Annotated in this window: 14 protein-coding genes; 4 read left to right on the forward strand and 10 right to left on the reverse strand. The window is 64.0% G+C overall.

Annotated features, from left to right (window positions below; all coding sequences use genetic code 11):
• The first annotated feature begins 176 nt into the window (after positions 1–176).
• A complete protein-coding gene (locus K8M09_RS04800) occupies positions 177–1,115 on the forward strand; it encodes a diacylglycerol/lipid kinase family protein (protein ID WP_160785655.1) in 939 nt (312 codons plus the stop codon).
• A gap of 190 nt (positions 1,116–1,305) precedes the next feature.
• Here K8M09_RS04800 and K8M09_RS04805 read toward each other — a convergent pair whose 3' ends face one another.
• Positions 1,306–2,676: a glutamine synthetase family protein gene (locus tag K8M09_RS04805; protein ID WP_160785656.1), complete on the reverse strand. Its 1,371-nt coding sequence runs from the start codon at positions 2,674–2,676 to the stop codon at positions 1,306–1,308.
• 149 nt (positions 2,677–2,825) lie between these two features.
• Here K8M09_RS04805 and K8M09_RS04810 point away from each other — a divergent pair, with 149 nt between their 5' ends.
• The gene (locus tag K8M09_RS04810) at positions 2,826–4,199 is read left to right on the forward strand and encodes an aspartate aminotransferase family protein (RefSeq protein WP_160785657.1); all 1,374 of its coding nucleotides are present in this window, start codon (positions 2,826–2,828) and stop codon (positions 4,197–4,199) included.
• A 51-nt stretch (positions 4,200–4,250) separates the two neighbouring features.
• Here the strand turns inward: K8M09_RS04810 and K8M09_RS04815 are convergent, their stop codons facing one another.
• The 5 genes from K8M09_RS04815 to K8M09_RS04835 form a co-directional block, all read right to left on the reverse strand.
• Entirely contained in the window at positions 4,251–5,753 is a 1,503-nt protein-coding gene (locus K8M09_RS04815) for an AMP nucleosidase (RefSeq protein WP_160785658.1), read from the reverse strand.
• Between the two features lie 60 nt (positions 5,754–5,813).
• Positions 5,814–6,134: a YnfA family protein gene (locus K8M09_RS04820; protein ID WP_160785659.1), complete on the reverse strand. Its 321-nt coding sequence runs from the start codon at positions 6,132–6,134 to the stop codon at positions 5,814–5,816.
• 69 nt (positions 6,135–6,203) lie between these two features.
• Positions 6,204–6,380, reverse strand: coding sequence for a hypothetical protein (locus K8M09_RS04825; protein ID WP_170299454.1), 177 nt, complete (start codon positions 6,378–6,380; stop codon positions 6,204–6,206).
• A gap of 31 nt (positions 6,381–6,411) precedes the next feature.
• The gene (locus tag K8M09_RS04830; RefSeq protein ID WP_170299440.1) at positions 6,412–6,576 is read right to left on the reverse strand and encodes a hypothetical protein; all 165 of its coding nucleotides are present in this window, start codon (positions 6,574–6,576) and stop codon (positions 6,412–6,414) included.
• A gap of 276 nt (positions 6,577–6,852) precedes the next feature.
• Positions 6,853–7,191 (reverse strand): DUF2147 domain-containing protein, encoded by a 339-nt coding sequence (locus K8M09_RS04835; RefSeq protein WP_160785660.1) that lies wholly within the window; start codon positions 7,189–7,191, stop codon positions 6,853–6,855.
• Between the two features lie 444 nt (positions 7,192–7,635).
• Here K8M09_RS04835 and K8M09_RS04840 point away from each other — a divergent pair, with 444 nt between their 5' ends.
• Positions 7,636–7,905 carry an SEL1-like repeat protein gene (locus K8M09_RS04840; RefSeq protein WP_160785661.1) on the forward strand — a complete coding sequence of 90 codons (270 nt, stop codon included), beginning with the start codon at positions 7,636–7,638 and terminating at the stop codon, positions 7,903–7,905.
• Positions 7,906–7,975: 70 nt separating this feature from the next.
• Here the strand turns inward: K8M09_RS04840 and K8M09_RS04845 are convergent, their stop codons facing one another.
• The 4 genes from K8M09_RS04845 to K8M09_RS04860 all read right to left on the reverse strand — a co-directional run bounded on the left by K8M09_RS04845 (position 7,976) and on the right by K8M09_RS04860 (position 11,455).
• On the reverse strand, positions 7,976–9,097 hold the full coding sequence (locus tag K8M09_RS04845) for a pyridoxal phosphate-dependent aminotransferase (protein ID WP_160785662.1): 1,122 nt from the start codon (positions 9,095–9,097) through the stop codon (positions 7,976–7,978).
• A 112-nt stretch (positions 9,098–9,209) separates the two neighbouring features.
• Positions 9,210–9,638, reverse strand: a complete 429-nt coding sequence (locus tag K8M09_RS04850; RefSeq protein ID WP_206366659.1) for a PilZ domain-containing protein — start codon at positions 9,636–9,638, stop codon at positions 9,210–9,212.
• 117 nt (positions 9,639–9,755) lie between these two features.
• Positions 9,756–10,112, reverse strand: coding sequence for a hypothetical protein (locus tag K8M09_RS04855; protein ID WP_160785663.1), 357 nt, complete (start codon positions 10,110–10,112; stop codon positions 9,756–9,758).
• Between the two features lie 119 nt (positions 10,113–10,231).
• Positions 10,232–11,455, reverse strand: coding sequence for an acyl-CoA dehydrogenase (locus K8M09_RS04860; protein ID WP_160785664.1), 1,224 nt, complete (start codon positions 11,453–11,455; stop codon positions 10,232–10,234).
• A gap of 230 nt (positions 11,456–11,685) precedes the next feature.
• Between K8M09_RS04860 and K8M09_RS04865 the strand changes: the two genes are divergently transcribed.
• A complete protein-coding gene (locus K8M09_RS04865; RefSeq protein WP_160785665.1) occupies positions 11,686–12,714 on the forward strand; it encodes an extracellular catalytic domain type 1 short-chain-length polyhydroxyalkanoate depolymerase in 1,029 nt (342 codons plus the stop codon).
• The last annotated feature ends 5 nt before the right edge of the window (positions 12,715–12,719 follow it).

Consider the following 12,719-nt stretch of genomic DNA (forward strand, 5'->3'; position numbering starts at 1 on the left):
GCGACCAGCTTGCACTATATCAAACCACGGCGCGCTGCCTACTGCGATTTTTCACCTCTCCGGCCTGTCCCGTTCACGATTTCTTGCCCCCTGTTTCGCGCTCGCCTGTTAATCGCCGCTTTCTCGACTATCTAATGACGGCACAGGCGTTCTCGGCCGTCACACGGAGTATGGGAATGAGAGTACAGGCGATTTTCAACAGGGACGGGGGGACGTTCCGCACCACCGACATGGAGGCCTATGCGCGTCACGCGGAAAAGGTCTTCGCCGAGGCGGGGCATCACCTCGACTGCGATATCGTCGAGGGAACCGATATCGAGATGTCGTTGCGCCGCTGCGCGGATCGCACGGATCTCGACGCGATGCTGGCGGGCGGCGGCGACGGCACCGTTTCCGCGGCGGCCGGCCTTGCCTGGCAGAGCAAGATGCCGCTCGGCATCGTCCCCGCCGGCACGATGAACCTTTTCGCGCGCTCGCTGAAAATCCCGCTCGACATCTGGCAGGCTATCGACGCCCTTGCCGATGGCGATATCGCGGCTGCCGATATCGGCACGGCGGACGACCGCGCCTTCGTGCATCAGTTCTCCGCCGGTCTTCATGCCCGCATGGTGCGCCTGCGCAACGCCATGACCTACCGCTCGCGCCTCGGCAAGATCGCCGCTAATACCCGCGCCGCTCTCGGCGTCATCCTCGATCCGCCGGAATTCGAGGTGGAGTTCAATGTCGACGGCGTGGAGGAGCACCGGACGGTCTCGGCCATCAACGTTTCCAACAACCGCTTCGGCGAGAACGGCCTGCTCTATGCCGAGGACCTGACGGGCGGCCATCTCGGCTTCTACACGACCAACCCCCTGAAGCCTGCGGGCGTTGCAAAGCTCGCCTTCGATATCCTGCGCGGCAAGCTGCGCGAGAATGCCGACGTCACGGAAATGACCGGCACGGAGGTGGAACTGCATTTCCCGAAGGTCGACCGCGCCATCAATTGCGTCATCGACGGTGAATTGCTGCCGATGGACCGCGACGTCTCGATCCGGCTGCATCCCGGTGAGCTGAAGGTGATGGTGCCGAAAGTGCAGGCGGAGAGCATGGCGACAACGGAGCCGGCGGCCGCTTGATGGGTTGCGGGCGAGGGCCCCCCCTCTGCCCTGCCGGGCATCTCCCCCTCAAGGGGGGAGATCGGCAGGAGGTAAGAACCTAGCTCAATCAGCAGCGACGGCGAGGAAGCGAAACATCGCTCCATCCAATCTCCCCCCTTGAGGGGGGAGATGCCCGGCAGGGCAGAGGGGGGGTACTCCTCGGCGCCCCTCAAATCCGCGGCAGATAGGTCTGGTAGTCGAAATCCGAGACCGTGCGCAGGTAGATGATCGCCTCCTTGCGCTTCGTATCGCCGTAGAGCTTCTGGTATTCCGCGCCGAAGGCGTCCTTGATGAAGGGCGAGGCGGAGAATTCTTCGACGGCCGTCAGGAAGTCGTGCGTCAGACGCTTGGCGTCCGGCACGTCCTTGCCCGGCTCCGTTACCGGACCTGGATCGAGTTCGTTGTCGAGACCGAGCAGAATGCCGCCGAGGATCGCCGTCAGCAGCAGGTAGGGGTTCACGTCCGCACCCGCGACGCGGTGTTCGACGCGCGCCGCCGGGCCGTCCTTGTCCGGGATGCGGATGGCGGTGCCGCGATGGCCGAAGCCCCAGGTAAGGTCCACCGGCGCGAAGGAGCCCGGCTGGAAGCGGCGGTAGGAATTGGCGAAGGGCGCGAAGACGAGCTGCGCGTCGCGCATCGTCTGCAGCATGCCGGCGCAGATCGACTTCAGCTTCGCCGGCTCGCCGCCCCTGGCGTCGAGAATGTTCTTGCCGTCCTTGTCGATGACGCTGCAATGGACATGCAGGCCCGAACCCGCCTGATCCGCATAGGGTTTCGCCATGCAGGTGGATTTCAGGCCGAAGCGGCGCGCGGCCTGTTCGGCGATGCGCTTGAGGTAGATGCAGTCGTCGGCGGCGGCGAGCGCATCGGGACGGTGCAGCAGGTTGATCTCGAACTGGCCGGGACCGAATTCGGCGGTCGTCGCGTCCGCCGGCAGGTCCATGGCCTTCGCCCAGGCGCGCACGGTCTGGAGATAGTCGTCCAGCGCATCCGTCGCGCGCATGTCGTAGAGTTGGAAGCCGTTCGGCTCGTCGCGGTACATGAGGGCCGCCGGCGGGCGGGGCTTGCCCGTCTCGCGCCAGTCGTCCTCGACCACGTAGAATTCGAGTTCCGTCGCCACGACCGGCGTCAAACCCCTGTCCTCGAAGCGCTTCAGCATGCGGGCGAGAATGGCGCGCGGATCCATGAAGGAGGCGGTGCCGTCGAATTCGTGCATGGTGGCGAGCACCTGGCGCGAGCCTTCCGGCGCCCAGGGCATGGCGGTCAGCGAGCGGCGGTCGGGAATGCACACGCCGTCCGGATCGCCGACGGAAAGGGAAAGGCCGGTGATGTCGTCATTGTCGTCGCCCCAGATGTCGAGCGACTGGGTGGAGGAGGGCAGGCGCACCGAACCGTCCCAGATCTTCTTCTCGCCTTCCGGCGGCACCTGCTTGCCGCGTAGGTCGCCGTTCATGCCGACGAGGAGGATTTCGATACGGGCCGGGGCATTGCTGGGGGCATTGGCGGACGGTGAACCGGCTGCCTTCTTGTCGTTTGTCATGGTGCCTGCTTTTGGTTTGGCGGGAAGCAAGGACAGGAAATTTTGCGTGCGCTCGATCTCTTGCCAAATGCCTGTTGTATGGGCATTTTCGTAACCCATTCTGTCCCGGCGTTCAATAAGGCGGGACCTACCCCCAAGGATGTAGTCAAATGTCGAAGACCAGCGCAGCAGCCGTTTCAAACCTCGGTGCCCTCGATGCCGCCCACCATCTTCATCCCTTCTCGGACATGAAGAAGCTGAACGCGGCCGGCACGCGCATCATCGAGCGCGGCGAAGGCTCCTACATCTTCGACAACCACGGCAAGCGCTATCTCGACGGCTTCGCGGGCCTGTGGTGCGTCAATATCGGCTACGGCCGCAAGGAAATCGCCGACGCCGTCGTCCGCCAGATGAACGAGCTGCCCTACTACAACACCTTCTTCGGCACCACGACGCCGCCGGCCGTGCTGCTCGCCCAGAAGATCACCTCCCATGCCGGCCCGAACATCAACCGCGTCTTCTTCACCGGCTCCGGCTCGGAGGCCAACGACACCTGGTTCCGCATGGCCCGCGTCTACTGGGGCGCCATGGGCAAGCCGACCAAGAAGGCGATCATCGCCCGCAAGAACGGCTATCACGGTTCCACCGTCGCCGGCGCTTCGCTCGGCGGCATGAAGTGGATGCACGAACAGGGCGACCTGCCGATCGCCGGCATCCACCACATCGACCAGCCCTTCTGGTACGGCGAGGGCGGCGACCTCACCTCCGACGAATTCGGCCTGAAGATGGCCCGCCAGCTCGAAGAGAAGATCGACGAACTCGGCGAGGACAATGTCGCGGCCTTCGTCGCCGAGCCGATCCAGGGCGCGGGCGGCGTCATCGTGCCGCCGGCCACCTACTGGCCGGAAATCGCCCGCATCTGCAAGGCGCGCAACATCCTGCTCGTCGCCGACGAAGTGATCTGCGGCTTCGGCCGCACCGGCCACTGGTTCGGCCATCAGCATTTCGGCGTGGAGCCTGACCTCGCCCCCATCGCCAAGGGCCTCTCCTCGGGCTATCTGCCGATCGGCGGCGTCATGGTTTCCGACCGCGTCGGCAATGTGCTGGTCGAGGAAGTGGGCGATTTCAACCACGGCTTCACCTATTCCGGCCACCCGGTCTGCGCCGCCGCCGCGCTGGAGAACCTGCGCATCATCGAGGATGAAAAGCTCGTCGAGCGCGTCCACGACGATATCGGCCCCTACCTTGCCGCCGGCCTCAAGTCGCTGGAAGACCTGCCGATCGTCGGCCAGGTCCAGCAGGTCGGCCTGATGGCCGCCGTGCAGCTCGCCGAGGACAAGGCGACCCGCAAGCGCTTCGAGGACAAGGAAAAGGCCGGCGTCACCGTGCGCAACCATTGCCTCGAAAATGGCCTCGTCCTGCGCGCCACCGGCGACCGCATGCTCTTCTCCCCGCCGCTCGTCATCACCCATGCCGAGGTCGACCAGATGATCGACATCACGCGCAAGGGACTGGAACATGCGTGGAAGGTCATGACGGCCTGAGCGAAAACAAAAAGGGGCGGAATTTCCGCCCCTTTTCCGATCTTCCGCCGTCTATTGGAACGCCGTCTCGAAGAAGCTCCTCAGCTTGCGTGAGTGCAGCTTCTCCGGCGGCATGCCGGCGAGTTTTTCCAGGGCGCGGATGCCGATGCGCAGATGCTGGTTGACCTGCGTGCGGTAGAAGGCTGTCGCCATGCCGGGCAGCTTCAGTTCGCCATGCAGCGGCTTGTCGGAAACGCATAGCAGCGTGCCGTAGGGCACGCGGAAGCGGAAGCCGTTGGCGGCGATGGTGGCCGATTCCATGTCGAGCGCGATGGCGCGGGACTGGGAGAGACGCTTCACCGGCCCGCGCTGGTCGCGCAGTTCCCAGTTGCGATTGTCGATGGTCGCCACGGTGCCGGTGCGCATGATGCGCTTGAGGTCGTAGCCCTCAAGGCCGGTCACCTCCTCGACGGCGCTTTCCAGCGCCACCTGCACCTCGGCAAGCGCCGGGATCGGCACCCAGACCGGCAGGTCGTCGTCGAGCACATGGTCCTCGCGCACATAGGCATGGGCGAGCACATAGTCGCCGAGTGTCTGGCTGTTGCGAAGGCCGGCGCAATGGCCGAGCATCAGCCAGGCATGCGGGCGCAGCACGGCGATATGGTCGGTGATTGTCTTGGCGTTGGAGGGGCCGACGCCGATATTGACGAGCGTGATGCCGCCATGGCCCTTCTTCTTGATATGGTAGGCCGGCATCTGCGGCAGGCGGCCGGGCGTGATGTTCGGCTCGGGCCGGTCGGAGCCGGCGGGGGTGATGATGTTGCCCGGCTCGATGAAGGCCGTGTAGCCATTGCCGCCCTCGGCCATCTGCTGACGCGCCCATTCGCAGAATTCGTCGACATAGAACTGGTAGTTCGTGAAGAGCACGAAATTCTGGAAGTGGTTGGCGCTGGTCGCCGTGTAGTGGCTGAGGCGGGCCAGCGAATAGTCGATGCGCTGGGCGGTGAAGGGGGCGAGCGGAGAAGGCTCGCCGGGACCCGGCTCATAGGCGCCGTTGGCGATCTCGTCGTCGGTATTGGTCAGGTCCGGCGCGTCGAAGAGATCGCGCAGCGGCAGTTCGATGCTCTCGGCGACCTGCGCCTCCACATGGGCGCCTTCCCCGAAGGCGAAGTGCAGCGGGATCGGCGTCGTCGATTCCGAGACGAAGACGCGCACGCCATGATTGCGCATCAGGAGGCCGAGCTGTTCCTTGAGATAGTGGCGGAAGAGCTTGGGGCGGGTGATCGTGGTCGTGTAGATGCCGGGCGAGGCGACATAGCCGTAGGAAAGGCGCGAATCGACATGGCCGAAGCTGGTCGTCTCGATGCTGACCTGCGGGTAGCAGGCCCGGAACCGCTTGTCGGGCGTGCCGTTCTCGCCGAGCGCGGTGAAGGCGTCGGTCAGGAAGGTCGTGTTGCGGTCGTAGAGGTCCTGAAGGGCATCGACGGCGGCGACCGGATCGTCGAAGGATCGGGGCTCGTAGGGTTCCGGTGTGGCGAAGGAAAGCGGCTTGGGAGAGAAGATTCGTTTGCTCATGAATCACTATAGGTGTTGTTATTTGACAAGCAAACGACAAGTCGCGCGCGCCCGCAAGCCCTATCGCGGCGCCGCCAGGATGACGCCCGCGCCGGCCAGCGCAAGCATGGCGCCCGCCACGTCGAAGCGGTCGGGGCGCATGCCTTCGGCAAACCACAGCCAGAGCAGGGAAGCGGCGATATAGACCCCGCCATAGGCCGCATAGGCGCGACCGGCAAAGGCGCTGTCGGCCTGCGTCAGCAGCCAGCCGAAGAGGGCGAGCGAGGCCATGCCGGGAAGAAGCCAGAGAACGGATTTGTCGAGCCGCCACCACGCCCAGAAGGCGAAGCATCCGGCGATTTCGGCAAGGGCGGCTGCGGAAAAGACAAGAAGGGATTTCATCCGGTGCTCCGGGCAATTGGCAAGGGGCCTGCCCGGTTTAGCACGGATAGCGCGGCGCGGTAGCCGGTATCAGCTCATCGACTGGCGCTGGAGGGTGACGAAGAGCACGAGGCCGGCGCCTTTCTTCGTGATGCCGAGGCTGCCCGCATTGCTCCAGGCGAGCGCGCCGACCGGGCCGATCATCATGGCCGAAAGGGCCAGGATGCGCAGGGCGGTGGCGGAGGTACGCAGCAGGGTGGCGGTCATCGTCGTGGCTCCGGGCGTCAGGGCGTCGGGATCAGAGCGCGGCGCGGCACATGCCGGGCGCGGAGCAGGCAACGAGTTTGCCGGCGTCGTTATGCGTGTTGCGGCGGTAATCGGTCTCGACGGCGGCGGCCAGCATGATGGCGAAGACGGCCATCAGCAGGGTGATGATCGTGAGGCGGCGTGCGAGGATGTCCATGGTGTTGTCCCTCATCCATGTGTTTCGGTGTACCCGTTGTCGCACTCCGGGACTGAACGATCCCTGAGAGGTCGGTTCATCTCCCGTTCAGGAAAGGTGTGATCCGGATTTCCGAGGGCGTGCGTTTTTAAAATTCAGGAAAAACAGTGGCTTAAATTGGTTTAAAGACGCAGTTCCACTCCCGGCGGAAAACTGTGCCGGAATAAAAAAAGCCGGCGCGTCGCACCGGCTTCAAAATGATGCTTTTCCCGGAGATCGCGCCCCCGGATTTTCCGGTCAGAGCCGCGTCCAGGTCTGCGACTTGCAGAGCACGGCGAGCACGCAGCCCTTCATGCGCAGGGAATTGCCGTTGACCGTGCCGGAGCCGCTATAGGTCTTGTCCGTTTCGGGATCGGTGATCGAACCGCTGTAGTCGGCGCCAGCGCCTTCCAGCTTGCCGATGCGCTTGCCGGCGTGTTTGCCCGTCTTCAGGGTAATGCAGAAGCTGCCGCCGCATTTCGCGATGACGGCGGTCGCGCCGCTCGCCGTCTTCCAGTTGCCCTCGATCGGCTCGGCGGCAAGGGCGACGCCCGGCACGGTCAGAAGGGCAGCGGCAATCCATGTCCTCAGTTTCATTCTCTTCCTCCTCCAGAATGAGAGCCGGAATATATCTTACGCACACGTAAAGGTAAATATGCCGGATGGCCGGTTTTCCGGCGAAAATTGAGACGCCGGAAAAACGCGCTCGTTTGCCGTGGTTAGCGAAAGGTTGAAATCGCCGGTTGAACAATCCGTAAATTTTTAAGCGAATGCGGCGGTTTCCAAGGGGTGCGATGTTTAACGAAAATCCAATTTTACCAAGCGTTTGGATTTTGTTCGTTTCAAATTAAGCATGCATTTTAAGCGCATTTTGAAAGGCCGGCGGCATAGTGGAGCCATAAGACGAGCACGGAAAACCGCGCCGCAAAACTCTGAAGGAAGACCAAGGCCGCAGAAGACGGCAGGCGCCTGAAGAGGCCCGAAAGGGCAGGTAAAACAGGACACTAAAGCAGTAAACCACGTCAGACAGGGACAATCGAAATGGCACGCTTTGATTTTCAGAACACCGAAACGGCCGCCATGATGGGCGGCGAGAACCGCGCCGAAATCTTCTGCGACATGGGCCTGATGTATGCCACGGGCCGCGGCTGCGACGTGGATGTCGTCCAGGCGCACAAGTGGCTCAACATCGCCGCCATCAAAGGTTGTGAGCGCGCCGCAGAACTGCGCGCCGACCTCGCCGCGACGATGACGAAGACCGACCTCGCTATGGCGCTGCGCGCCGCCCGCGAATGGATGACGGTTCATTGAGGGGATGAGGAATTAGGCAACAGGCAGTAGCCAATAGGGGCGAATGGGATATTTCCCTACTGCCTACTGCCTACTGCCTACTGCCTACTGCCCGCAAAACCTCCGGCAAAGCTGCCTCCAGCAACGCCATGTCGTTTTCCGGCCCGACGCTGATGCGGATGCATCGGTTGAGGGGGGCTATGCCCGGCATGCGGATGAACACGCCATGCTCCATCAATCCGTCGACGATGGCCTTGGCGCGAATACCGTCCCGGCCGCAATCGACGGTGACGAAATTGGTGGCGGATGCGAGCGGCAGCAGGCCGTTGGAACGCGCAATCCCCGAGATGCGTTCGCGGGATGCGCCTATGCGGGCGATGACGTCCGCAAGATAGGCCTGGTCCTTCAGCGCGGCGAGCGCCGCCTGAACCGAAACCCGGGCCATGCCGAAATGATTTCGGATCTTGTCGAAAGCCTCAGCATTGCCGAGCGTGCCGATCGCATAGCCGACCCGCGCGCCGGCAAGCCCGTAGGCCTTCGAGAACGTGCGCATGCGCAGTACGTTCGGCTGGCCGATGAGCGCGCTGATCGCCGGAATGGTCCCGGCCGGCGCGGTCTCGCCATAGGCCTCGTCGAGAATGAGCAGCGTCGTTTCCGGCAGCGCTCGCGCGAAGGAGACGACGCTGTCGGCGTCCCACCAGCTTCCCATCGGATTGTCCGGATTGGCGAAGTAGACGAGCGGCGCATTTTCGCGGCGCACGGCGTCGAGAAGGCCGCTCAGGTCCTCCTTGTCGCCGATATAGGGCACGGTGACGAGCCGCCCGCCAAAACCGTTTACATGGTAGTTGAAGGTCGGATAGCCGCCGAGCGAGGTGACGACCGGCGTGCCCGGCTCGATGATAAGCCGCGCGATCTCGCCGAGCAGCCCGTCGATGCCGCCGCCGATGGCGATATTGTCGCGCGAAATGCCATGGGCGAGCGCAAGCGCCTCGCGCAGCTCGAAATTCTCCGGATCGCTGTACATCCACGTCGTTTCCGCCGCCGCGCGCATTGCCTCCAGCACGGAGGGCGCGGGGCCGAAGCCGCTTTCATTCGCCCCGATGCGCGCCTTCACGGCAAGGCCGCGGTTGCGCTCGATGGCCTCCGGTCCGACGAAGGGCACCGTGGAGGGCAGGGTCTGGGCGAGGGCGGTGAAACGGGAGAATGCGGACATGGAAGCGCCTGGAAACGGGTGGAACGGGAGGGAAGCGCCCGCCGGGCGAAAAATGCCCGCGGAATCGATCTTCCGCGGGCACCCTATCCAATAAAGCGGGAAGGCGAAACGTTCAGGTGACGGCCGAGCCGAGCCGGCCTTTTTCCACGCCCACCATGTAACGCCGGTCGTCCTTCTTCTGGCCGCCGTTGACGCCGCCCGTGAAGTAGTCGGAGCGCACGATGGTATGCAGCAGTTCCTCGTCGATTTCCTTGATGAACTGTACGCCGATGCGGCTGTCGTTGCGGTAGACCTCCGCGCAGCCGATGCGCGAGGCTACGCCGACGATGGAGAGGTAATAGTGAAGCGGCAGGCCGATGGTCGTGGTGACGAAGAAACTCGCGCCGCCCCGCGAAATGTCGATGAGCTTGCAGCTCCGCATCTTGGGTGCGGCAAGGTCGAAGCCTACCGTCATCAGCATGCCCTGCCGGTTGACGGCAAAGCGTTCCCATTTACGCTCGTAAAGTCCTGCGGCGGACCGCTGGTCGGTACCGATGCTCATTGCCACACTCCCGCTTGGGACATCATGTCCGACAGATGGGCAGAGTGTCGCAGGCGAGTATTTTGTTTCGTTGAAGCAAATTCCTAAAAGTTTAACGGGCCGGATTTTCTTGCGGCGTCAGGCATCCTGCGCGTCGGTCTGGCGGCCGAGCACCATGTTCAGGAAGTCCGTATCGAGGAACATGTTGAAGCGCACGACCATCTCTTCGCCGTCGCGCTTGAATTCCGTGCAGGGAATCTCGTCGCGCACGCCATGAATTTCCAGGTAGAAATTCTCCGGCAGCGTCAGCGTCTTGTTGATCGACAGCACCGCGCCCGCGCTCGAAATGCTGCGGATGAGGCAGGTGTAACGCTGCGCCGTGCTGAGGTGATGGCCGATCGGGGTGACGAAGCCGGGCTTGTCGATGCGATACTGAACGAAGCTGCGCTTGGGGTGGCGCAGGTGAAGCTGCTCGTGGACGGTTTCGAGGGGCATGGTTCCCTCCCGCTTCTGTTGCCGGGTTTCAACTGTATCGAAACGGGATGGATAAAACGTGAAAACGGCCGCTCGCATTTTAGCGAGCGGCCGCTGGAAGCCGGGAAGGCCGGAATGGCTTACTGGAAGGCCTGCAGGCCCGTCTGCGCACGGCCGAGGATCAGCGCGTGGATGTCGTGCGTGCCCTCGTAGGTGTTGACCGCTTCGAGGTTCATGACGTGGCGGATGACGCCGTATTCGTCGGAAACGCCGTTGCCGCCATGCATGTCGCGCGAGACGCGGGCGATATCGAGCGCCTTGCCGCAATTGTTGCGCTTCATCAGCGAGATGAGCTCGGCCGGGGCGCGGTGCTCGTCGAACAGGCGGCCGAGGCGCAGCGCGCCCTGCAGGCCGAGCGCGATTTCCGTCTCCATGTCGGCCAGCTTCTTCTGGATGAGCTGGGTGGCGGCCAGCGGCTTGCCGAACTGCTTGCGGTCCAGCGTGTACTGGCGTGCGGCGTGCCAGCAGAATTCGGCGGCGCCCATCGCACCCCACGCGATGCCGTAGCGGGCGCGGTTGAGGCAGCCGAACGGGCCGGCAAGGCCGGCGACTTCCGGCAGCAGGTTTTCTTCGGGAACGAAGACGTCCTGCATCATGATCATGCCGGTGACGGAGGCGCGCAGCGAGAACTTGCCCTCGATCTTCGGCGTCTCGAAGCCCTTCATGCCGCGTTCCAGCACGAAGCCCTTGATCTTGCCGTCATGCGCGTCGGACTTGGCCCAGACGACGGCGACGTCGGCGATCGGCGAATTGGTGATCCAGTTCTTGGCGCCCGAGATCAGGTAGCCGCCGTCGACCTTCTTGGCGCGGGTGATCATGGAGGAGGGGTCCGAGCCATGGTCCGGCTCGGTCAGACCGAAGCAGCCGACCCATTCGCCGGAGGCTAGCTTGGGCAGGTACTTCTTGCGGGTCTCTTCCGTGCCGTAGGCGAAGATCGGGTGCATGACCAGCGAGGACTGCACGGACATGGCCGAGCGGTAGCCGGAATCGACGCGCTCGACTTCGCGGGCGACGAGACCGTAGGAGACGTAGTTGGCGCCGACGCCGCCGTATTCTTCCGGCACGGTCGGGCCGAGCAGGCCGAGTTCGCCCATCTCGCTCATGATCTCGCGGTGGAAGACTTCATGGCGGTTGGCTTCGGTAACACGCGAGGCCAGCTTGTCCTGGCAATAGGCGCGGGCCGTATCGCGGATCATGCGCTCTTCGTCGGTAAGCTGATCCTCCAGGAGGAAGGGGTCGGCCCAGTCGAAGGGCGCCATCTTGGCGCGGGCCTGCTGGGGAGTGGCGCTGTGGTGCTCGCTCATTGTTTCCGTCCTGTCGCGGGTTTGTCGTTGCAGAAGTGCTACATCAGCTTCCTGTTCTCCGAAAGGGCGGGAACGAAAGCGAGGCGCGAACACTTTGGCTATTTATGAATGCCCTCATGAGCCGGCAGAATGAGCGGCCATCGTGGGAATTCGCCCTTTTGCCTTGTTCCTGCCCTTCGCAACGCGCATGTAGCCTGACAATGAGCAATTCCGAAAAAGAGAGGCCAAGCATGCGCGACCGCTTCAAGAGATCGGTCGAGCGGCTGGCGCCGACCGAAATACGGCTAGGCGACCTGCTCTGGCCCTTCCACCGCCCGCCCGAGCGCAAGGCTCCCGCCGCCCGTCGCCGCCCCGCCGGGGCGTCCCTCCTTGTCGAGGTCACGGATTTCGGCAGCAATCCCGGCGGCCTGCGCATGTTCGAGCATGTTCCGGAGGGTCTTCCCGCTGGTCGGCCGCTGGTTCTGGTGCTGCACGGCTGCCGGCAGGATGCCGAAAGCTACGACCGTGCCGCCGGCTGGGCCTCGCTTGCCGAGGAGCGCGGCTTTGCCGTCGTCTATGCCCAGCAGCGCGAGACGAACAACCCGCGCCTCTGTTTCACCTGGTTCCGCCCGAGCGAGGTGACGCGCGACCGCGGCGAGATGATGTCGATCCGCCAGATGGTGGCGCATACCGCCGGACAGGCCGGCAGCGACCCACAGCGCATCTTCATCACCGGCCTTTCCGCCGGCGGAGCCATGACCGCCGCCATGCTGGCGAACTATCCGGACCTCTTCGCCGGTGGCGCGATCATCGCCGGCCTTCCCTTCGGCGCGGCCCGTGACGCCACCCGCGCCTTCGACGCCATGGGGGAGGCCCCCGAGCGCACCGCCCGCGAATGGTCCGATCTCGTCCGCACGGTTTCCCCCCGCATCGCCCGCAAACCGGCCATCTCGATCTGGCACGGCACGGCCGACGATACCGTTTCCCTCTCCAACGGCATCGCCCTCGTCGAGCAATGGCGCGACCTCTACCGCCTGCCGAAGGACGCCTTCGTCGAAAAGCGCATGAAGGGTCGGCGCACCCGCATCTGGCCCGACAAGGACGGTAAACCCCTCGTCACCTTCCACGAAATCGACGGCATGGGGCATGGCACGCCGGTGCTGAGGGGCGAGGGCGGCGGTTATGCGGTGTCCACCGAGCCGTTCATGCTGGAGGCAGGGTTTTCCTCGACGCTGGAGATTGCGAAAGCCTGGGGACTGGGGCGGAAGTGGAAGCGGTGAAGCCG

Source organism: Shinella zoogloeoides (assembly GCF_020883495.1).
GTDB lineage: Bacteria > Pseudomonadota > Alphaproteobacteria > Rhizobiales > Rhizobiaceae > Shinella > Shinella zoogloeoides.